The sequence below is a fragment of the Streptomyces sp. CWNU-52B genome (assembly GCF_047444975.1).
GTDB lineage: Bacteria > Actinomycetota > Actinomycetes > Streptomycetales > Streptomycetaceae > Streptomyces.
Genome location: NZ_JBLFJV010000023.1, coordinates 59,260 through 80,811, shown reverse-complemented (window position 1 = coordinate 80,811; position 21,552 = coordinate 59,260). Strand labels below are relative to the sequence as shown.

Below are 21,552 nucleotides of genomic sequence, written 5' to 3'. Positions count from 1 at the left end.
CCTCGCCATGCGTATGTACCTGCTCGCCCTCAACCCCACCGACTCCGTCACCGAGGGGTTCCTGCCCGCCGCGGCACGGCTGGGCATCGACATGACGGTCCTCACCGACCAGCCGGAGGCCCACCGGCGCGCGTATCAGCCACGTCCCGGGACCGAGATCCTGGAGTGCGACGTACGTGACGTCCGGTCCGTCGTCGGCCGGATCTCGGCACTCGGCCGCCCCGACGCGGTCTTCACCAACAGCGATCACCTGCAGACCCAGGCCGCCCTGGCCGCCGACTACTTCGGCCTGCCCGGCAAGGACTGGCGGGTCGCCCTGCGCACCAAGGACAAGGCACAGATGCGGCGCCATCTCGCCGCCGCCGGCGCGGACACGGTGTGGTCGGCGGAAGTCACCGCCACCACCGACGTGAGCTGCCTCGACGCGCCGTACCCCTGCGTCGTCAAACCGCGCGAGGGCGTGGCCAGCGAGGACGTCGTACTCGTCAGGACTCCGCAGGACCTCGTGACGCGCTGCGCGGAGATCCTGCGCCGCCGGGGCCCCGGGTCCGCGCTGGTCGTCGAGGAGTATCTGCCCGGGGAGCTCTACACCCTTGAGACCCTCGGTGACGGCCGGGTCCGCCATGTCCTGGGCGGTTTCCACACCGTGCTGTCCCCGCCTCCGTACTTCATCGAGGAGCGGCTGACCTTCGTCCCGGCCCATCCCGAGCCGGTCGTCGCTCAGGTACTGGGCCAACTCGACGCGCTCGGCGTCGGATTCGGCGCCTGCCACACCGAGTTCGTGGTCCACGAGGGCCGGGCGAGGATCATCGAGGTCAACTACCGGGCCATCGGCGACCAGTGCGATCTGCTGCTGGCCCACCTGCTGGAGATTCCGCTCTTCGAACACATCCTGCGTACGCATCTGGGTGAGCCGCTGCCGGCCCGGCTCGACGCCCGGCACGACGGCGTGGCTCGGCTGGAGTACCCGTGTGCCGAACGCGCGGGCACCCTGGTCGCCGCGCCGACCGCCACCGAACTGTCCGTGGACGGAGTGCGGTTGACCTACCGCCCCCTGCGCGAGATCGGCGAGCGGCACGAGGTGTATGGCACCAACCGCGACTTCCTCGGCGTGGTCCGGGCCACCGGAACCGACCAGCGAGCCGTGGACGGCGCGGTGGCACAGTTCCTGGCCGGACAGCGGTGGGAGATCCAGCCGTGACGGCGGACACCTTCCCGGTCACCGACGCCGCCCACCGTGACCTGGTGATCCGGGTGCTCGGCGCGCTGTTGCGCGAGGACGTGGTCGGGCTGCGCTCGGCCGGCAGGCTGGTGCGCCGGCCGGACGGCCCCTGGCTGCGACGGGCCGCCGGAGAAGGTGAGTTCCTCCTCCTGCCCGTCGTGGCGGACGGCTTCCAGTGCGAGTACGCGGCCCGGCTGCCGTTGCTCGTACGGGAATCCGAAGGACCACCCGCCCCCACGCCCACCGGCGCACCCGCACCCGCACCCGCACCCGCACCCGCACCGGTGTACTACGCGACGTGCGACACGATCCTCGCCGCCCTGCGCGGCCTCGCCGATCCCGTCGACCGGCAGGGGTTCGACGCCTTCGCCGAGGAGTGCCGGCAGACGCTCACCACCATGCGGCTGCACACCGCCGTCCGCGGCGAGGTGATGCGGAGACTGACCGACCGTCATGGCCCCGCGGCGACCGGGTGGCCGGGACTGCGCGGAGGGCTGGCGCACGACACCCTCGCCGCCCACCTCGACCATCCCGTCTACCCGACCGCACGCGGCCGATCCGGGCTGGACGCCGACCAACTTCTGGCGTACGCACCGGAGTTACATCCCACCTTCGCGCTGCGCTGGCTCGCCGTGCCCCGGGGCTCGGTCACCGGGGCGTTCCCCGAGCACTGGCCCACGCCCGCGCTGGTCGGCCTCTCGGAGCTCGACGGGACGCATGTGGCACTGCCCGTCCACCCGTTGGTCGTCGGCGCCCCGCTGGAGGGCGCCCTGCGCGCCACCGGTCTGACGGACCGGGCCGTGCTCGCCGAGCGCGCCCGTCTCGACGTCGTACCGACCCTGTCGATGCGCACCGTGGCCCTCACCGCGGAGCCGTCCCTGCACGTCAAACTCCCCCTGGCCACGGCCAGCCTGGGACTGCTCAACCGGCGGACCATCAAACCCGGCACCCTTGTCGACGGGGCCGCGGGGCAGCGGCTGATCGAGCAGGTCGTCGCCCGCGAGCCCCGGTTCCGGAACACGATCCTGCACGCCGACGAGACGGTGTACGCGCACGCCGGGCACGAACTGCTCGCCGCGCTGTTCCGGCGGTACCCCGACGGCCTCCAGGACTCCGTCGTCGTGCCGCTGGCCGCGCTGCTCGCCGAAGCGCCCGGCGGGCGGCTGGTCGTCGATCACCTGGCCGACCGGTTCTACGGCGGCGAGCCGCTCGCGCTGTTCGACGCCTGCCTGACCCTGCTCTTCGACTGGCAGACCACACTGTTCGCGTACGGGATCGCGCTCGAATCGCATCAGCAGAACATCTCCATGGTCCTCGACCGACCGGACGACGGCCGTACCCGGCTGCGTCTGCTGCTGAAGGACAACGACGGGCCGCGCATCAACAGCACACGGCTGACGGAGCGGTTGGGGGACGCGGCGCCTGGCGCCGGGGACTTCGCCGACCGCCGGACCTTCGGCCGGAGCGACGGGCCGGTCGTCGACCTGTTCACGACCATCACGGTCCATCTGTGCGCGGGCGCCCCCGCCTTCGGGCTGGCCCGGCACGGTCGTGCGCCGCTGCCCGTGCTGCTGCGGCTCGTGCGCGACCGGCTCACCGAGGCGATCGACCGGCTCGGTACGGGAGCGGGTGAGCCCGGTGCCGTACTGCGGGCCCACGTGCTGGAGGCGCCACGGCTGCCGGTCAAGGCGATGGTCACCGCCGGGACGCTCCTCACCAAGGAACGTTCGGGCGCTGCGGACATCAACAAGCATTACACCACCGGGCCCAACTACCTGTTGCGGACGGGAGCTTCGGCATGAGCGCCGAGGGCCGCCGCTGCCGGCCGCCGCCCCGCCCCGACCGGCGCCGCCGCCCCTGACGCCGTCGTCGTCGCCCCGATCACCGTACGCACGACCGTTCTTCGCTCTCTTTGCACCTGCTGGAGCCACCCATGCCCCCGCTGACCGAGTCCCTCGGTAGCACCGCCGTCCCCGTCTCCACCGCCGTTCCCGCAGCCGCCGCGGGCCTCGGTCCCGCTCCGGGGCCCACCGCGCGCGTTCACCTTCCTTCCGCGGACGAGGCCGTGGCGCACACCCTCCTCAACTGTCTGTTGCGCGAGGTGTCGGCGCCCGAGCAGCAGACGGCCCACACCGACGGCCGGCTGCTGCTGCGGCTGCCCCGCCGAGGCGTGCTGCTGCGGGTCGCGCTGCGGCGCACGTCGATGCTCGGCGCTCACCGCTTCACCGGCCCGGTGAGCGAACAGACGGCTGACGGCGGCTGGCGGGAGACCGGCTGGCGGCGGCTGGCGGAACTCACACAGGACGAGCTGTTCCTGCGTACCGGGGTGCGCAACGAGGAGTTCCTGGAGCAGATCGACTCCAGCCATCGGACCGTGGCCACGCTCCTCGCCGAACGGACGGGGGCCGGACGAACCGGATCGGTCCCCGGGCAGGCGCGGCCGGTCCCCGCGTCGGCGGACACGCCCGTCGCCGCCTATCTCGCCTCCGAGCAGTCCCTGCTGTTCGGGCACCGCTTCCATCCCACGCCCAAGGCACGCACCGGGGACCTGGCCGCCTGGCTCGCCCACGCGCCGGAGGCGGCCGCGGTCTTCCCCCTGCGCCACCTCGCCGTACGGAACCAGCTGATCGCGGAGGAGTCCGCGGAGCCGAACGCCCTGGACGCGTTCGACCGGCCGGGCGGGCACGATGCGCGGGACGGGCAGGACGGTGCCGCCGTCCCCGAGGGCTACCGGCTGCTGCCCGCGCACCCCTGGCAGTACGCGATGCTCCGCGAACACCCCACGCTGCGCGCGGCGCTCGCCCGCGGGGACGTCCTCGACCTCGGGCCGGGCGGCAGGCCGTTCGCCGCCACCGCCTCCGTCCGGACCCTCTACGACGGCGAGTCGTTCCTCAAGTTCAGCCTGAACGTCCGGATCACCAACTGCCTGCGTAAGAACGCCCGTTACGAGCTGTCCGGTGCCGTCGCGCTCACCCGTGTGCTGGGCCCGGTGCTCGCCGGCCTGGCCGACCGGTTCCCCGGCAGCGCGGTTCTGCGCGAACCCGCGTACCGCAGCCTCGCCCTGCCGGGCCCCGACGGAGCACCGGACCGCGAACTGCTCGAAGGTTTCGGCGTCATCGTCCGCGAGGGCCTGGCCCGGCGTCTGCTGCCCGGTACCACCCCGCTGCTCGCGGCGGCCGTCGCGGACGAGTACCCCACCAGTGACGCCCACGTCTCCCGTCTCCTCGACGGCGCGGGGCCACGACGAGCGCTCGACTGGTGGGCCGCCTACCTCAGGCTGCTCGTACCGCCCGTCCTCGCCGCCTACTTCGACCACGGGGTGGTGCTGGAACCCCATCTGCAGAACGTGCTGATCTGCGTCGACGGCGACGGCATGCCCGCGCAGGTCCTCTTCCGGGACCTGGAGGGCACCAAGCTCGTGCCCGAGCACCACACCGAGACCCTCGCCTCGCTGCCGCCCGAGGTGGCGGGACCGCTGACGTACGACGCGCAGCGCGGCTGGGACCGGGTCGTCTACTGCCTGCTCGTGAACCACGTCGCCGAACTGCTCGCCGCCCTCGCGGATCTGCACCCGCACACCGAGGCCGCGCTGTGGGCGGAGGTCCGCGGCACCCTGCGGACGTACGCCGACCGGTACGGCTGTCCGCCGCCGCTGGCCGCGCTGCTCGCGGGGGTGCCCCTGCCCGCCAAGGCGAACCTCCTCACCCGCTGGGGGCGCAAGGCGGACCGCGAGGCCGGTTACGTCCGACTGCCCTCACCCCTCGGCGAGGGCATCCCGCGCCGCACGACCGGGAGCACCCGATGACCTGCCTCACCGACGCCGTACGGGATCACGCGCTCGCCCTGCCCTCCGGCGAACTGCCTGCCTACGTCTACGACATGGCGGCGCTGAGGGAGCACGCCTCGGCCGTCCGGGACGCGCTGCCCGAGTGCGTCGAGCTCTACTACGCGGCGAAGGCCAACCCGGAGCCGGAGATCCTGGCCGCGCTCGACCCGTACGTGGACGGCTTCGAGGTCGCGTCGGGCGGTGAACTCGCCCATGTCGCCAAGGCGGTCCCGGGCCGGCCGCTGGCCTTCGGCGGGCCCGGCAAGACCCCCGACGAGATCGTGTCCGCGCTGGAGCTGGGCGTGGCGCGCTTCCACGTGGAGAGCGAGCACGAGCTGCGCATGCTGGCCGAACTGGCGCGCCAGGTCGTGCCGGACGGCCGGGTGGCGGTGCTGCCGCGCTTCAACCTGCCGGTGGAGCCGGGCTCGCTGGCGACCGGTGCTCTCACGATGGGCGGGCGCCCCACGCCCTTCGGGCTCGACCCGGCTCAGGCGGACACGGTCGTGGGTCTGCTCACCGACGGCACCTTTCCGCACCTCGAACTCCGGGGTGTGCACGCGCACTTGGCGAGCGGACTCCAGGCCCAGGAGCAGCTCGCGGTGGCCGGGTCGGTGGTGGGCTGGGCCGTGCGACTGGCCGAGCGGCACGGCGTGCGGCTCGCCGAGGTGAACGTCGGCGGGGGCATGACGGTCGACTACGCGGCCCCCGAGGAGCGGTTCGACTGGGCCGCGTACGGGGCCGGGCTCGCCCGGCTCGGCGCCCGGCACCCGGAGCTGACGCTGCGCGTGGAACCCGGGCGCGCGCTGACGGCGTACTGCGGCTGGTACGCGACCGAGGTGCTGGACGTGAAGCCCAGCCACGGCGAGGAGTTCGCCGTGGTGCGCGGTGGCACCCACCATCTGCGTACCCCGGCGACCAAGGGGCACGACCAGCCCTGCACCCTGCTCCCGGTGGCGGACTGGCCGCATCCGTGGCCCCGGCCGGCGGCGCGCGGCGAACGCGTCACGCTGACCGGCCAGTTGTGCACACCGAAGGACGTCCTGGCCCGGCACGTCCGCGCGCCGGAGCTGCGGGCGGGCGACCGGGTGGCGTTCGCGCTCGCGGGTGCCTACGCGTGGAACATCTCCCACCACGACTTCCTCATGCACCCACGCCCCGGCTTCCACTTCCTGGACCACCCGGTCGCTCACCCGGAGCTGCTCTCCTAGGGCTGCTCCTCCTAGGGCTGCCCGCCCCAGACGTACCTCCGTCCCGCCGTGGCCTTGAACGTGGTCTCGCCGTCCGGCAGCAGGTCGCTGCGGACGGTGAGGCGCCGGGTGCGGGACGCGGTCAGTGCGACGCGGGTGGCTCGCCCGTCGGCCCAGTCGATGTCGACGGTGGCGCCGCCGCGGGCGCGCAGGCCGCGTACCGAGCCGTCCCGCCAGGCGGCGGGCAGGGCGGGGAGGATCTCGATCGCGTCGTACTGGCTCTGCAGCAGCATCTCGACGATTCCGGCCGTCGCTCCGAAGTTGCCGTCGATCTGGAAGGGCGGGTGCGTGTCCCAGAGGTTCGGCAGGGTCGAGGACTTGAGCTGTTCGCCGAGCATCCGGTGCGCGTGGTCGCCGTCGCGCAGCCGGGCCCAGAAGTTGATCTTCCAGGCCTTGGACCAGCCGGTGCCGCCGTCGCCGCGCGCGCCGAGCGACACCTTCGCGGCGTCGGCCCACGCGCTGCCGGGCTCGATCTGCCGGCCGGGGTGCAGCGCGTAGAGGTGGGAGGCGTGCCGGTGGTCGTCCTGCGGGTCGTCCAGATCCACCTTCCACTCCTGGAGCTGCCCCCAGGAGCCGATCCGCAGGCCCGGGTCCAGGCCGGCCAGGGTCTTCTCCAGTTCGCCGCGGAACGCGGGGCTGTCGCCCAGGGTGCGGGCCGCCTCCAGGGTGTCGGTCAGCAGGTCGTGCACGATCTGCTGGGACATGGCGGCACCCGCGGTGAAGTCCCCGTGTTCCGGCGAGTAGCTGGGCGTGACGACGAGGGTGCCGTCGCGCGGATCGGTGCGCAGGTTGTCGAGCCAGAACTCGGCGGCCTCCTTCATCACCGGGTACGCGGTCGAGCGCAGGTACTCCACGGACTGACCGAACCGGTAGTGCTCGTAGAGCTGTCGGGTCAGCCACGCGGCCGCCTCGGGGAACCAGAAGGCGGTCGCCCAGTCGTGCACGCCGGTGAAGCCGTACGGGTTGGTCTCGTTGTGCACGACCCAGCCCCGTGAGCCGAACATCTCCGCCGCCGTACGGCGTCCCGGTGCGCGCAGCGCCTCGACGAAGCGGTCGTAGGGCGCGGTGGTCTCGGGGAGGTTCGCCGCCTCGGCGGGCCAGTAGTTCATCTGCAGGTTGATGTTGACGTGGTAGTCCGCGGACCAGGGCGGAGCGGTGCTGTTGTTCCAGACGCCCTGGAGGTTGGCGGGCAGTGAGCCGGGGCGCGAGGAGGCGATGAGGAGGTAGCGGCCGTACTGGAAGTAGAGGGCCTCCAGGGCGCGGTCCGTGGCCGTGGTGCCGCCGGTGTACTCCGCCAGCAGCCGGTCCGTGGGGAGGTTGGGGACCTCGGCGGCGCGAATGTCCAGCGCCACACGGCTGAACAGGGCACGGTGGTCCCGTACATGACGGGTCATCAGCACGTCGTGGCGTCCGCCGGCGCGGTCGAGGGCACGGTCGGCGGCGCGGGTGACGGCGGCGTGCGGGTCCTCGCCGCGGTAGTCGGGGTAGGTGTCGGCGTAGTCGGTGCCGGCGGCCAGCACGAACCAGGCGCTGTCGGCGCCGGTCACGGTGACGGTGCCGTCGGCGTTCGAGGTGACGGTGCCGCCTTCGGCGCGTACCCGGACCTGTGCCTCGAAGCGCAGCCCGTTGTCGGCGAGCGTGCCGCGCACGGTCAGGGTGCCGTCGGCGGCGGTGGCGGTGAAGTCGTCGCGGGGCGAGGTGTGGCGGAGCGTGCAGGTGACGCTGCCGGGCCGGTCCGCGCTCAGCCGTCCCACGATCACACCGTCGGGGTACGAGGCGAAGAACTCCCTCCGGTGGCGCACCTCCCGGTGGGTGTACACGACGGTCGCCACGGCGTCGGCGATGTCGAGTGCGCGGCGGTAGGTGTCCGGGGGCGTCGCCGGTGCGTCAGGGACGTCCACGCGGAGGTCGCCGAACGCCTGGTGGGCGCCGTATCCGGCCTTCGGCTGACCGAGTTCGCCGGCCACCGCCTCGGGGTCGAGACGGGTCTCGGCGTCGATGCGGTCCTGCACGCCGGTGATCGCGCCGGGACGGGCTTCGCGCCAGTTGCCGTGGTCGTACCCCTCGGCCGTACCGGGGCCGCCGGTCCAGAGGCTCTTCTCGTTGAACTGAAGCCGCTCGGAGGCGAGCGTGCCGAACACGGTGGCGCCGAGGGCGCCGTTGCCGATGGGCAGCGCCTCACGTTCCCAGTCGGCTGCCGGGGTGGAGTACCAGAGAGACGAGGGCCCCTGTGAGAGAGGCGGTGACTGGACCGAGCCCGGCGATACATCCGATGTATCAGCAGCCCTCGCCTCGACCGGGTCAAGGGCTTCAGCACCCAGGGCGAGGGCGGCGGCCCCACCAACTGCGGTTCTCAGGGTGGCTCTTCGGGAGATCTCCTGAGCCACGTGCGGATCGTGCACTTCGTGTGACGGAGACGACATGACCCTTGACGCTAGAGGTCCGATCACCTGAGCGGCAAGGGTCATGACAAAGAGAACGGCCGTGGCAGTGGGGCTCAGCCCTGCTGGAACAGCTCCGCGGGCAGCGGCTTCAGGAGCGCGTACAGGTCGTCGGTGATGGGGCGGTCCCAGGCGGCGATCGTCACCAGGACCTTGTCGCTGCGGTCGAACTGCACGCAGGAGATGCGCGTCTCGGAGAGCTTGAGGCGGCGCACGATGAGGAGGTTGTCGCCCTGCATCACCGGCATGTCCTCGGCACCGAGGACGGTGACCTCTTCGTCGTTCTCCAGCGCCAGCAGCAGCTGGGCGACCTCGAAGGGGACCTCCCCCTCGGGGACGTCCCGGGCCGGGGAGCCCTCCGGCAGATTGCCGATGATCATCGCGGGGCCGCGGCCGCCGAACAGGTCGTAGCGCAGGAACACACCCTGACAGCTGCCATCGGGTGCGGGCAGCAGGCCCGCGCCGAGATTGCCCGGCCAGTCGCCCGGATCCATGGCCAGAACGTCGAAGTCTGGCCCGGCGGGAGCGGCGCTGCGGCGGCGGAGGAAGGACATGCCGCAATGGTACGGGTACCGAGGGCCGAACCGCCGTGGGGTCGCCGGCTGCCGACGCGGGCGTACAGGACGAAACGCCGGACTCCAGGCCCTTCCGGCACCACCGGGTTCCGGGCCGACGACGCCGAACTGACGGCGGTGCGCGAGGGGGGCGCTGCCGTGCGGGCCCTGTTCGCGCACGCCGCGCGGCCAGGTGAGCCGAGCCCGGCCGACGCGACCCGGCCGACGCCTCCGCCGCTACCGCCGCCTCCGTGTCTGCCTCTGCCGCTCGGTGAGGGGCGCGCCCGGCCTTCGCGCCCGCCGGGTCTCGCCGGGGTCCGCCGGACCCGGTGGTGTCCGGCGGGCCCTCGCCCCCAGGGCTCCGCTCAGCCCTGAGCCATGGTCCCTGGGGTTCGGGCGTTGAACCCTCAGCTTTCAGCCCCTCGCCCCGCCCGTCCCGTCCACCTCGTCCCACCCGTCCACCCCGTCCGTCACATCGGACCCATCGGCCCCGTCCGCCCCGGCCGGCGGGATCACCGCCACCGGGCTCGCCGCGTGCAGCAGCACCGCCTGCGTGACCGACCCCATCATGCGGGCGGGGGCGAGCAGGCGCCGCCGGTGGCGGCCCACCACCACGAGGTCGGCGCCCTGGGAGGCCGCGACCAGCCGGCCCGCGGCGTCACCGGGCAGCACGTAGAGATCCACTCCGACGCCGGGGTGCCGCTCGGCGTGCGGAGCGACGAAGCCCGCGGCGAGGGCCCTCGTCTCCGACTCGATCGCGTCCTCGTCGACGACCGGCGCCGCGACGAGTTCACCGAACTGCACCGGCCAGGGGAACACGGCGGCCACCTGGACGCGTGCCTCGCGCCGGGCGGCCTCGGCGAACGCGAAGGCGAGCGCCTCGTCGTTCGGGCTGTCCACGTGCAGGCCGACGACCACTCGCGGTCCCGGCGTGACGAGTTCGGATTCGGGCACCTCGCGTCCGGGCCTGGGCACCACGACCACGGGGCACTCCGCGTCGCGCGCGGCGGCCGTACCGTTCGAGCCGAGCAGCAGGCTGGCGAACCCGCCGCGGCCTCGGGAGCCGAAGACCATCAGCTGCGCCTCGGCGCCGAGGCCGGGCAGCAGGGCCGCGGGAGCGCCGTCCAGCGCGAGGTACTCCGTGACCGGCGCGTCCTGCGCCAGGTTCTTCAGCCGGTCGCGGACCAGGTCGAGTACCTGGTCGGTGTCCGGCTCCGGCTGCACGGCGGTGAGTGTCTCGGGCCGCAGCAAGGGGCCGAACTCCCGCACGTGGACCACACGCAGGGGCGCCTCGCGCCGACGGGCCGCGTCGAGCGCCCAGTCGAGGGCGCGCAGACTGTCGTCCGATCCGTCGACCGCGGCGATGACCGGCAGGGTGTCGATGACCGGCTGGGTGTTCATGGAATTCTCGCCTCCGGAACGTCTTCATCCGCTTCCTGGGACAGCCTCGCTCAGGCGGGCCCCAGGAAGAGGTCGAAGATCGCGTGTCCGGAAAAAGGGACGGGAAACCCTCCCCCTCCCACCGGCTCCTCAGGTGAGGTCGAACTCCCCCTCCCGCGCCCCCGACACGAACGCGCCCCACTCCGCGGGCGTGAAGATCAAGGAGGGGCTTTCCGGGCGGCCACTGTTGCGCATCGCGATGAATCCCTCGACGAAGGCGATCTGGACATCCCCCAGACCCCTGCTGCTCGAGTGCCAGTCGGCGTTGCTGAGGTCAAGCTCCGGCTTGTCCCAGCCCGCGAGCGGGTACTGCTGGATGGTGCTCTCGGCCACGTCCGTGCTCCTCCCGGTCTCGTCGTCCGCGGCCAGCCTAGCTTTCGGTCACTGCCGCGCACAGGCCACGTAAGGGGGACTTTCAGGAGGTGGGCGGCTCGGCCGCGACCAGCCACATCGAGAAGAACTGGGAGCCGCCGCCGTAGGCGTGCCCGAGCACCCGCCGGGCGCCGTCGACCTGGTGTTCTCCGGCCTGGCCGCGCACCTGGAGCGCCGCTTCGGCGAACCGGATCATCCCGGAGGCGCCGATCGGATTGGTGGAGAGCACCCCGCCCGACATGTTCACCGGCAGGTCGCCGTCCAGTTCGGTGACGCCGGACTCGGTGAGTTTCCAGCCCTCGCCCTCGTCGGCGAAGCCGAGGTTCTCCAGCCACATGGGCTCGTACCAGGAGAACGGGACGTACATCTCGACCGCGTCGATGTCGCGGCGGGGGTCGGCGATGCCCGCCTGCCGGTACACGTCGGCCGCGCAGTCCTTGCCGGCCTGCGGGGAGACGAAGTCCTTGCCGGCGAAGAGGGTCGGCTCGCTTCGCATCGCCCCGCCGTGCATCCAGGCGGGCGGGCGCGGTGAACGGGCGGCCCCCGCGCGGTCGGTGAGGATCATCGCGCAGGCGCCGTCGGAGGACGGGCAGGTCTCGGAGTAGCGGATCGGGTCCCAGAGCATGGGCGAGGCCTGGACCTTCTCCAGCGTGATCTCGTGCTCGTGCAGATGCGCGTACGGGTTCTTGAGCGCGTTGCGGCGGTCCTTGTACGCGACCAGGGAGCCCACCGTGTCGGGGGCGCCGGTGCGCCGCATGTAGGCGCGTACGTGCGGGGCGAAGAAGCCGCCCGCGCCGGCGAGCAGGGGCTGCTGGAAGGGGATCGGCAGGGACAGGCCCCACATGGCGTTCGACTCGGACTGCTTCTCGTAGGCGAGGGTCAGCACGGTGCCGTGGACGCGGCCCGCGATCAGGTTCGTGGCGACGAGCGCGGTGGAGCCGCCGACGGAGCCCGCGGTGTGGACGCGCAGCATCGGTTTGCCGACCGCGCCGAGCGCGTCGGCGAGATACAGCTCCGGCATCATGACGCCCTCGAAGAAGTCGGGGGCCTTGCCGATGACGACGGCGTCGATGTCCGCCCACATCAACTCCGCGTCCGCGAGAGCGCGTCGGGCCGCCTCCCGGACGAGCCCCGCGATCGACACGTCCCGCCGGGCCGCGACGTGCTTGGTCTGGCCGATGCCGACGACGGCCACGGGCTCCTTGCCCGTCGCGGTACTCATCACGGTACTCATCGCGGGTCTCCTTCCAGTACGGCGACCAGGTTCTGTTGCAGACAGGGGCCCGAAGTGGCGTGCGCCAGCGCCCGGTCGGAGTCACCGCGTCCGATCCGGGCGGCCGCCTCACCGATGCGGATGAGGCCCGCGGCCATGACGGGGTTGGCGGCGAGCGCTCCCCCCGACGGGTTGACGTCGACCCCGTCGTCCAGGCGCAGGGCCCTGCGCAGCACCACTTCCTGGGAGCTGAACGGAGCGTGCAACTCGGCGGTGTCCAGGGGCCCTTCGAAGGCGCCGGCCCGTTCCGCAGCCAGGCGCGCCGACGGCGAGTCCGTCAGGTCCCGTACGCCCAGGCCGTGTGCCTCGATGCGGTGGTCGATGCCCCGTATCCACGCGGGCCGCTCGCACAGTTCGCGGGCCCGCTCCCCCGCGGCGAGGATCACCGCGGCGGCGCCGTCCCCGACGGGCGGGCAGTCGCCGGTGCGCAGGGGGCGTACGGCGTAGTCGCCCTGCGGCACCGAACCGCGCAGCTGGGCATGGGAGTTGTCCGTGGCGGCGGCGCGGCTGCGGGAGGCGACCGCGGCGAGCGCCGGTTCGTCCGTGGCGCCCGCGTCGATGAGCGCCTGGGCCTGGAGGGCGGCCAGGGCGACGGAGTCGGGCCACAGGGGCGCGACGTAGTACGGGTCGAGCTGCCGGGTCAGTACGTCGCGCACGGAACCGGGGGACGACTTGCCGTACGCGTACACGAGCGCGGTGTCCGCGTCGCCGGTCAGGAGCTTCGTCCACGCCTCGTACAGCGCCCACGCGCCGTCCATCTCCACATGCGACTCGGAGATCGGCGGCCAGGCTCCGACCCCGTCGAGTGCCATGGTGAAGGAGAAGGCCCGGCCCGCGAGATAGTCCGTGGAGCCGGAGCAGGTGAATCCGATGTCGCTGGTCCGCAGCCCGGTCCGGGCCAGGACCTGGTGCAGGACCGGCATGAGCATCTCCACCTCGGAGAGCTCGTCGCTGGTGCGCCGGTGGTCGGTCTGCGCGAATGCGACGACGGCGATGTCCCTGAGCGGCCTCGGCGCGGCCATCTACACCAGCTCCTTGTACGTCTCGTAGTCCGCGTCGGGTTCGCCGGTGGGCCGGTAGTGGTCGGGATGCCCGCCCTGGTCCGACCAGACCGGCTCGACCCGAAGTCCCATGCGCACCTGGTCGTAGGGGATGCCGCCGATCCGGCCGTGCAGGGCGAGGTCGGCGCCGTCGAGGGCGATGTGCGCGTAGACGTACGGCACTTCGATGTCGAGGTTCTTCGCCTTGATGTTGACGATGCAGTACGTCGTGACGGTCCCGCGCGGGCCCACCTCGACCTCTTCGGCGGTGGCCACCCCGCAGGTGGGGCAGGCGCCCCTCGGCGGGACGTACACCTTGCGGCACGAGGGGCAGCGTTCCCCGACGACCCGGCGTCCGGCGAGCGACTGGATGTAGGCGGACTGGGCGCGGCCGGGCGAGTAGGTGTAGTCGAGCCGGGCGGGCGTGACGATGCCCGTCACCAGGTCCTCGAACCGGCCGTCGCTGCCGGTGAGTTCAGCGGCACCGCCGTCGTACGGTTCGAAGCAGGCGATGTCCGTGACGGCGCCGGAGCGTTCCTCGGCCCAGCGGGCACGGACACGCATCCCGGTGGTCACGGACTCGGGTCCGCCGGGCGCGTCGAGGGCGTGCAGAAGGGCGGTGTCGGCTCCGTCCAGCCGCACCAGCACCCATGCGAACGGCGCGTCGAGGGGCTGGCCCCGGCGGGGTGCGTGGTTCCAGGCCCAGGTGGTGACGGTCCCGGTGGGCGCGACCTCGACGAGTTCGCCGATCTCCTCGGAGGTGACGGGGTCGTACTCGACGGGCGGCACCAGCGTCCGCCCGTCGGCGGTCCTCACCCCCAGCACGACGCGCTCGCGCAGCCCGGTGAGAAACGCGCTCTGGACCGGCCCGAGGGACCGGGTGAAGGGAAACTCGACGACAAGGGGGGCCTTCAGCACTTCGGGCACGGGGATCTCCTCACCCACGGGGAACTTTCGACCCCGGTCAGGGACACCCCTGACCGGGGCGGGGCTGTATCTGTGTGCGGCTCCGCCGCGTGGGCGCGACCGGCCACAACGGCGCCGCGGCCACGCACCGGCCTCCGGCGGGGCTCACTCCCGCCGATACACCGCCGGGCGCCGCTCCGCGAAAGCCCGCGCCCCCTCCTTCGCATCGGCCGTGTCGAAGATCGGCCACCCCCGCTTCAGCTCGGCGGCGAGCCCGTCCGACTCACCCAGCTCGGCGGTCTCGTACACCGAGGCCTTGACCGCCTCGACGGCGAGCGGCCCGCACGCGTTGACCTGCTCGGCGATGGCCAGGGCCTTCTCCAGGGCGGTGCCGTCGGGCACGACATGGCCGATCAGCCCGATGCCGGCCGCCTCCCGCGCCGAGTAGGGACGCCCGGTCAGCAGCATCTCCAGCGCGTGCGTACGCGGGATCTGCCGCTGGAGCCGCACGGTGGAGCCGCCGATGGGAAACAGCCCGCGCCGCACCTCGAACAGCCCGAACGTGGCGGACTCCCCCGCGACCCGGATGTCGGTGCCCTGGAGGATCTCGGTGCCGCCGGCCACGCAGTGGCCCTCGACCGCGGCGATCACGGGTTTGCGCGGCCGGTGATGGCGCAGCATCGCCTTCCAGTGCAGATCGGGGTCGGCCGTGAGGCGGTCCCGGTGCTGCTGCCCCGCCATCCCCTTGCCCGCGAGGGCCTTGAGGTCCATACCGGCGCAGAACGCGCCGCCCGCGCCGGTCAGGACGATCGAGCGGACGGCGTCGTCCTCGTCGGCCTCCACCCAGCCGTCGTACAGGCCGACCAGCATCGGCAGCGAGAGCGCGTTCTTGGCCTCGGGCCTGTTGAGCGTGAGCACCAGTGTGGCGCCTTCGCGCCGCACGGTGAGGTGTTCCGTGCCACCCATGACCGTCCTCCCGTCTCAGGAACGAGAACAGGTTGCAGGAGGCGAGGTGGCAGTTCAAGGGTTTTCTGACAGTCAGTCAGATTTCTTCTGCGCGGGCCCTTCACAGTTGTGGCTCGCTTTGCTCTGATGACCGGCGAAGCGGGACGCCTGCCGGGGTCTGGAGGAGCGGTGGAGTACAACCTTGCCGACCTGTTCGAGTCGGTCGTCGACGTGGTCCCCGACCGCGAGGCACTCGTGTACATCGACCATCCCGGTACGGGAGCCGAGCGACGCCTCACCTACGCGGAGCTGGACGCGGCGGCCAACCGGATCGCCCACCATCTGATCGACAGCGGTGTCCGCCCCGGTGAGCACCTCGGACTGCACCTCTACAACAGCGTCGAGTACCTGCAGACCGTCCTGGGGTGCCTGAAGGCGCGGATCGTGCCGGTCAACGTCAACTACCGCTACGTGGAAGAGGAGTTGGTCTACCTCTACCGGGACGCGGATCTGGTGGCGCTGGTCTTCGACGCGGAGTTCACCGAGCGGGTCGCCGGGGCCCTGCCGCGCGCCCCGGCGTTACGGCACCTCGTACGGGTGGGCGCCCCGGCACCGGACGCGCCCTCCGCGCCGTCCGTGCCCGCGGTGGACTTCACGGACGCCGAGGCCGCCGGATCCCCCGGGCGGGGCTTCCCGGCGCGCTCGGCCGACGACCAGTTCATCATCTACACGGGCGGCACGACCGGCATGCCCAAGGGCGTGATGTGGCGTCAGGAGGACCTGTTCTTCGCCGGGCTGGGCGGCGGCGCCCCGACCGGTGAGCCGGTGAAGACGCCGGAGGAGCTCGCCGAACGGGTCGCGGCCGGTGGCGACGGGATCACCTTCTTCCCCACTCCCCCGCTGATGCACGGCACGTCGACGCTCACCGCGTTCATCGGCTTCCACTTCGGCCAACGCATCGTGATCCACCGCAAGTTCGTGCCGGAGGAGGTGCTGCGGACCATCGAGAAGGAGAAGGTCACCAGCATGTCGCTGGTCGGCGACGCGATGCTGCGACCGCTGATCGACGCGCTGAGCGGGCCGCTGAAGGACACCGACTGCTCCTCCATGTTCAGCGTTTCCTCGTCCGGCGCGATCATGTCGGAGACGGTCCGCGCGCAGTTCCAGGCCCTCGTGCCGAACGTCCTGCTGCTCAACAACTTCGGATCCTCGGAGTCCGGCTTCAACGGCACGGCGACGGCCGACTCGGGCCCGGACCGCGGTTTCCGCATCCAGGTCAACTCCCGTACGCAGGTGGTGGATCCGGTCACGCACGAGCCGGTCGCCGTGGGCGAGCCGGGCCGTGTCGCCCAGCGCGGACACGTGCCCCTCGGCTACTACAACGACCCGGGGAAAACCGCCGAGACCTTCTTCGAGAAGGACGGCGAGCGGTGGGTGCTGCTCGGCGACATGGCCACCGTCGACGAGGAGGGCGTCGTCACCGTCCTGGGGCGCGGCTCGCAGTGCATCAACACCGGCGGGGAGAAGGTGTACCCGGAGGAGGTCGAGCAGGCGCTCAAGTCGCACCCCGACGTGTACGACGCGCTGGTGGCCGGGGTGCCCGACGAGAGGTGGGGCAACCATGTGGCGGCCGTGGTGCAGTTGCGCGCAGGCGCGGGGCGGCCCTCCCTGGACGACATCCAGGCGCACTGCCGCACGCGGCTGGCGGGCTACAAGGTCCCGCGACAGTTGGTGATCGCCGAGTCCATCCAGCGGTCTCCGAGCGGCAAGGCGGACTACCGCTGGGCACGGTCGGTGGCGGCGGAGGGCGCGCGCTAGCCGCTTCGGCCTCGGCTTCGGCTTCGGGTCACATGTCGAAGGGCCTGAGGTGTACGAGTTCCCGGCCGTCGCTCTCGTGCCGCACGGTCAGCTCCACGGCGACGGCGCCTCCTTCGGCATAGGGCTCCAGGGTCAGGTTCCCGCAGCGGTCGATGTCGTCCTCGACGCAGTCGGAGCGCACCTCCATGTCGGGGTAGGTGTCGGTCAGCCAGGCGTCGAGGCCGGTCCTGGCGATGCGGAACTCGATGTCGTACAGCGTGTCGATGCCGCGCTGCATCACGCAGACCGCGTCCTGGGCGCCGGCCGGCAGCCGCTCCTGGTCCGCGAACCGCAACGCCTCCCGGCACGGCACCTTCGCGCCCGCGGTCCTCGCGTCCTCCGCGTTCCCGGACCGGCCGTCCCCGTTCCGCGCGCCCTCGCCGTCGTCGCGCCCGGCGGAGGCCGTCGCCCAGACCGCCCAGCCGAGACAGGCCAGCACCAGTGCGGCGACCAGCCCGCCCACCCCGGCGGCCCTCTTCCCAGTACCTGACACCCGTGTCCCTCCGCCTCCCGGACCGTGATCGTCCGTCCGGAAGGGAAGAGGGGTGAACGGGGGATCCGGTTCCCGCCGCACGCCTTGACGACCGCCCGTACGGCTGGATTACTTGATCTCCGACGGCACGACCGAATGATCGGTCGTCCGTGATGGCGCATGGGTGAGGGAGAGGGGCCTGTGGCGAACTCGACGGACCTGCTGGACGCGGGTGAACGACTCGATGCGGACGGTCTGCGCGCACTCCAGCTGGAGCGGCTGAGGGCCTCCCTGCGGCACGCGTACGCGAACGTGCCGTTCTACCGCGCCGCCTTCGACAAGGCGGGTCTGCGGCCCGAGGACTGCCGCTCGCTCGGCGATCTGGCCCGCTTCCCCTTCACCACGAAGGCGGACCTGCGCGACAACTACCCGTACGGGATGTTCGCCGTACCGAGGGACCGTATCCGCCGTATCCACGCCTCCAGCGGCACCACGGGACTGCCCACGGTCGTCGGATACACCGAGAACGACCTGTCCATGTGGTCCGACATGGTGGCCCGCTCGATCCGCGCGGCGGGCGGCCGGCCCGGTGACACGGCCCAGGTGGCGTACGGCTACGGCCTGTTCACCGGCGGGCTCGGCGCCCACTACGGCGCCGAACGGCTCGGCTGTACGGTCATCCCCGCGTCGGGCGGCATGACCGCTCGCCAGGTCCAGCTGATCCAGGACCTGCGCCCCGGGATCATCATGGTGACGCCCTCCTACATGCTGACCATCCTCGACGAGTTCGAGCGCCGAGGCGTGGACCCGCGTCACACCTCGCTCCGTGTGGGCATCTTCGGTGCCGAGCCCTGGACGGAGGAGATGCGCCGGGAGATCGAGGAGCGGTTCGCCATCGACGCGGTCGACATATACGGGCTGTCCGAGGTGATCGGCCCCGGGGTGGCCCAGGAGTGCGTGGAGACGAAGGACGGGCTGCACATCTGGGAGGACCACTTCTACCCGGAGGTCGTCGACCCCCTCACCGGCGAGGTGCTGCCGGACGGCGAGGAGGGCGAGCTGGTGTTCACCTCCCTCACCAAGGAGGCCATGCCGGTGATCCGTTACCGGACCCGGGACCTGACCCGGCTGATGCCCGGTACGGCCCGGGTCTTCCGCCGGATGCAGAAGGTCACCGGCCGCAGCGACGACCTGGTCATCGTGCGCGGTGTGAACCTCTTCCCCACCCAGGTCGAGGAGATCGTCCTGCGCACACCGGGCGTGGCCCCGCACTTCCAGCTGCGGCTGACCCGGGAGGGGCGCCTCGACTCGCTCACCGTGCGGGCCGAGGCGCGGGCCGGTGCCACACCGGAGATCCGCGACGCGGCCGCGCGCGCCATCGCGGCGGCCGTGAAGGACGGCATCGGCGTCTCGGCGCGGGTCGAGATCGTCGAACCGGAGTCGCTGGAACGCTCGGTGGGCAAGATCAAGCGCATCGTGGACCTGCGGGACCTGCGCCCGCGATAGCCCGTCTCCCGGCCCTCCCCCGGCCCCCCGGTCCTCTCCCGGGAGGTCTCAGGGGACTCGCAGGGGACTTTCAGGGCCGGGGTGTCGAGCCGTACGCGGTCAGGAAGCGGTCGCGGAAGGAGTCCATCCGCCAGACCGGGGCCGTGTCGTCGGGCTTGAGCCCCTCGGTCCAGCCCCAGTCGTCGATCTTGTCGAGCACGGACTTGTCGTGGGCGACGATCGAGATCGGCACGTCCCGGCTGGCGTGGTTGCCGCTGACCCTGGCCAGGGGCTGGTGGTCGCCCAGGAAGACCAGCACGGTGTTCTTGTCGCCGTACTTGACGACGTAGTCGATGAGGCTGGTCACCGAGTACTGGATGGACTTGCCGTACTCCTCCTTGACCTTGGTCGAGTCGTAGAAGACGTCCGAGGCCTTCTTGCCGTCCTTCTGGATGTCCTCGTAGACCGAGCCGTCGCCGACCTCGTCCCAGGGGATGGTCTTGGGGATCGGCGCCCAGGGCTGGTGGCTGGAGGTCAGGATGATCTCCGACATCAGCGGCTTGTCGCGCTTCTTGCCGTGCTCCAGTCGCTGGTAGGCGCTCAGGGCGTACTGGTCCGGCATGGTCGACCAGCTGAACTTGGGGCCCTCGTACCCGAGTTCCCGCGAGTCGTAGACGTTGTCCAGGCCGTAGAACGACGCCTCGGGCCAGTTCTTCTGGACACCCGGCATGATGCCGACGGTCCGCCAGGCGCCGGTGCGCCGGAAGGCACCGGTGAGCGTCAGGTGCTCGCCGGCGGTGACGGTGCGGTAGCGGGCCTGGTTGCTGATCCAGAGCCCGGACAGGAAGGTGGAGTGGCCGAGCCAGCTGCTGCCGCCGTACGTCGCCGAGGTGAGCCAGCCGCTCTTGGCCGCGTACCCGGCCTTGGTCAGCTCCGCGGTCTTGTCGTCGAGCGTGGCGTCGACTCCGGGTGCCATGACCGGGTCCTCGATGGCGCTGCGGCCGTAGCTCTCGATGAAGCCGAAGATGACGTCCTTGCCGCGCAGATCGGTCAGGAGCTGGTCGCCCGGCGTCTTGGCGAAGGTGTCCTTCTTGGCCTCCTTGGCGAACTCCGCCTCGTCCTTCAGGGTCGCCTGCACCCGGTCCACCCGGTTCTGGACGGCCCCCGCGGTGCTGCGGGCCGCGAACTGCACCCCCGCGAACTGCACACCGAGCGCCGAGCAGGCCACCCACACGGTGCCAGCGACCAGCGTGGCGCGGGTCGCGCGACCACTGTGTCGGCCCAGCAGGTTGGCGAGCCGGACGACGGAGAGGATCATCAGCGCGAACACGCCGACGACGAGCGCGACGACCGCGATCACCACGCCGACCGCGCCCGCCTTGCCCATCGAGTCCTCGAGGTACGTCCGGGCGTCGTCGAACAGGACCCAGTCCAGTACGACGTTGAAGCCGCGTCCGAGGAATTCGTTGAAGCCGAGGTCGAGGAGGTTCAGGACGGTCAGCGCGCCCAGGCCCAGACCGGCGAGGATCGCCGCCACCAGCCGCGGTGTCCTCGGCAGGACCATGAGGACGGCCGCGCCGAAGATCGCTTCCACCGGCAGCCGGATGAACGTGCCGGGCCGGAAGCGGTCGATCTCGTTCGGCATGAGAAGCGCGAAGAGCACGAGGACGGCGGCGAGACCGGTGACGGTGAAGGTCACGCTCCGGGCCGCGGCGGGGTACTTGGCACGCCAGCCACGGGGTGCCTGCGGCGCCTCGGCCGTCGCGCCCTCCTCGGCCGGCGACGCCTCGGCCGGCCCTGCCGCCTGGCCCGCGGCTGCCTGCGCGGTGGTGGGCGTGCCCTCGTCGACGGGTACGGGCTCGCCGCCATCGGCCGCCGCGTCCGACGTGGCCGGGCCTTTGTCCAGGGGCTTGTCGGGGGTCGTCGCGGGGGTCGCGGTCCGGTCGGGATCCGCGGTCTTCTCGGGGACGGCGGGGTCGCCAGTTCCCTCGATGTCCTCGCCGTCCGCGACGTCCGCGGAGGCCCCGGCGACCACCTCGGTCTCCGTGGTCTCCGTGGTCTCCTCGGTCTCCACGTCCTCGGTTCCCGTCCCGGCCGCGGAGTCCTCCGGCCCCTCGGCCGGTGCGGGCTCGTCCTCGGTTTCAGCCGGCGTGGCCGCACCGGCCTCCCCGGCGGACGCGTCCGCCGCCTCCGCGCGCGTGCCCGGTATCCCGGCAGCCGCGCTCTCCGCCGGAGGCAACGGCTCCGGTGACTCGGGTTTCTTCGGGGTTGCCCGGTCGATGTCCGGCAACTGGTCTGAGTTCGTGGTGCTAGACAACCCGAAGGTCCTTCCGTACGAAACCCGGTGGTGACTGGGCGGGCCCGGCTCGGGTAGTCGGGCCGCCGTAACTGGTACGGCTCACCGGCGGATTCAGTTCAACCCGGCGGGAATCCGGTCACCGCCGATTCGGCAATCGGGTTCGCCCGATTCCG

16 protein-coding genes are annotated in these 21,552 nt (G+C 72.0%); 6 read left to right on the top strand and 10 right to left on the bottom strand.

The window, feature by feature from the left end; genetic code table 11:
- Nucleotides 1-7 precede the first annotated feature (7 nt).
- The 4 genes from ACLVWQ_RS22725 (at nucleotide 8) to ACLVWQ_RS22710 (ending at nucleotide 6,256) form a co-directional block, all read left to right on the top strand.
- Nucleotides 8-1,201 carry an ATP-grasp domain-containing protein gene (locus ACLVWQ_RS22725; RefSeq protein ID WP_414110953.1) on the top strand — a complete coding sequence of 398 codons (1,194 nt, stop codon included), beginning with the start codon at nucleotides 8-10 and terminating at the stop codon, nucleotides 1,199-1,201.
- The gene (locus ACLVWQ_RS22720; RefSeq protein WP_414110952.1) at nucleotides 1,198-3,024 is read left to right on the top strand and encodes an IucA/IucC family protein; all 1,827 of its coding nucleotides are present in this window, start codon (nucleotides 1,198-1,200) and stop codon (nucleotides 3,022-3,024) included. Before ACLVWQ_RS22725 ends, ACLVWQ_RS22720 begins: the two co-directional genes overlap by 4 nt.
- A gap of 131 nt (nucleotides 3,025-3,155) precedes the next feature.
- Nucleotides 3,156-5,027, top strand: coding sequence for an IucA/IucC family protein (locus tag ACLVWQ_RS22715; protein ID WP_414110951.1), 1,872 nt, complete (start codon nucleotides 3,156-3,158; stop codon nucleotides 5,025-5,027).
- Complete coding sequence (locus ACLVWQ_RS22710; protein ID WP_414110950.1) at nucleotides 5,024-6,256, top strand: type III PLP-dependent enzyme; 1,233 nt, start codon at nucleotides 5,024-5,026, stop codon at nucleotides 6,254-6,256. Before ACLVWQ_RS22715 ends, ACLVWQ_RS22710 begins: the two co-directional genes overlap by 4 nt.
- A gap of 11 nt (nucleotides 6,257-6,267) precedes the next feature.
- On the opposite strand, the gene ACLVWQ_RS22705 is transcribed toward ACLVWQ_RS22710, so the two are convergent.
- The 8 genes from ACLVWQ_RS22705 to ACLVWQ_RS22670 all read right to left on the bottom strand — a co-directional run bounded on the left by ACLVWQ_RS22705 (nucleotide 6,268) and on the right by ACLVWQ_RS22670 (nucleotide 15,287).
- On the bottom strand, nucleotides 6,268-8,682 hold the full coding sequence (locus ACLVWQ_RS22705) for a glycosyl hydrolase family 95 catalytic domain-containing protein (protein WP_414110949.1): 2,415 nt from the start codon (nucleotides 8,680-8,682) through the stop codon (nucleotides 6,268-6,270).
- Between the two features lie 110 nt (nucleotides 8,683-8,792).
- On the bottom strand, nucleotides 8,793-9,290 hold the full coding sequence (locus tag ACLVWQ_RS22700) for a hypothetical protein (protein WP_414110946.1): 498 nt from the start codon (nucleotides 9,288-9,290) through the stop codon (nucleotides 8,793-8,795).
- Between the two features lie 414 nt (nucleotides 9,291-9,704).
- Nucleotides 9,705-10,673, bottom strand: a complete 969-nt coding sequence (locus ACLVWQ_RS22695) for a universal stress protein (protein WP_414111051.1) — start codon at nucleotides 10,671-10,673, stop codon at nucleotides 9,705-9,707.
- 147 nt (nucleotides 10,674-10,820) lie between these two features.
- Nucleotides 10,821-11,063, bottom strand: coding sequence for a DUF397 domain-containing protein (locus tag ACLVWQ_RS22690; RefSeq protein WP_414110944.1), 243 nt, complete (start codon nucleotides 11,061-11,063; stop codon nucleotides 10,821-10,823).
- A gap of 82 nt (nucleotides 11,064-11,145) precedes the next feature.
- Nucleotides 11,146-12,336, bottom strand: a complete 1,191-nt coding sequence (locus ACLVWQ_RS22685; protein WP_414110942.1) for a thiolase domain-containing protein — start codon at nucleotides 12,334-12,336, stop codon at nucleotides 11,146-11,148.
- Complete coding sequence (locus ACLVWQ_RS22680) at nucleotides 12,333-13,397, bottom strand: thiolase domain-containing protein (protein WP_414110941.1); 1,065 nt, start codon at nucleotides 13,395-13,397, stop codon at nucleotides 12,333-12,335. Before ACLVWQ_RS22680 ends, ACLVWQ_RS22685 begins: the two co-directional genes overlap by 4 nt.
- Nucleotides 13,398-14,342 (bottom strand): Zn-ribbon domain-containing OB-fold protein, encoded by a 945-nt coding sequence (locus ACLVWQ_RS22675; RefSeq protein ID WP_414110940.1) that lies wholly within the window; start codon nucleotides 14,340-14,342, stop codon nucleotides 13,398-13,400.
- 144 nt (nucleotides 14,343-14,486) lie between these two features.
- A complete protein-coding gene (locus ACLVWQ_RS22670; protein ID WP_414110939.1) occupies nucleotides 14,487-15,287 on the bottom strand; it encodes a crotonase/enoyl-CoA hydratase family protein in 801 nt (266 codons plus the stop codon).
- 168 nt (nucleotides 15,288-15,455) lie between these two features.
- Here ACLVWQ_RS22670 and ACLVWQ_RS22665 point away from each other — a divergent pair, with 168 nt between their 5' ends.
- On the top strand, nucleotides 15,456-17,084 hold the full coding sequence (locus tag ACLVWQ_RS22665; protein ID WP_414110938.1) for an acyl-CoA synthetase: 1,629 nt from the start codon (nucleotides 15,456-15,458) through the stop codon (nucleotides 17,082-17,084).
- A 28-nt stretch (nucleotides 17,085-17,112) separates the two neighbouring features.
- Here the strand turns inward: ACLVWQ_RS22665 and ACLVWQ_RS22660 are convergent, their stop codons facing one another.
- A complete protein-coding gene (locus ACLVWQ_RS22660; protein WP_414110937.1) occupies nucleotides 17,113-17,616 on the bottom strand; it encodes a hypothetical protein in 504 nt (167 codons plus the stop codon).
- Nucleotides 17,617-17,796: 180 nt separating this feature from the next.
- On the opposite strand from ACLVWQ_RS22660, the gene paaK reads away from it, so the two are divergent.
- Nucleotides 17,797-19,101 (top strand): phenylacetate--CoA ligase PaaK, encoded by a 1,305-nt coding sequence (gene paaK / locus ACLVWQ_RS22655; protein WP_414110936.1) that lies wholly within the window; start codon nucleotides 17,797-17,799, stop codon nucleotides 19,099-19,101.
- A 70-nt stretch (nucleotides 19,102-19,171) separates the two neighbouring features.
- Here paaK and ACLVWQ_RS22650 read toward each other — a convergent pair whose 3' ends face one another.
- Complete coding sequence (locus ACLVWQ_RS22650) at nucleotides 19,172-21,397, bottom strand: sulfatase (protein WP_414110934.1); 2,226 nt, start codon at nucleotides 21,395-21,397, stop codon at nucleotides 19,172-19,174.
- Nucleotides 21,398-21,552 lie beyond the last annotated feature (155 nt).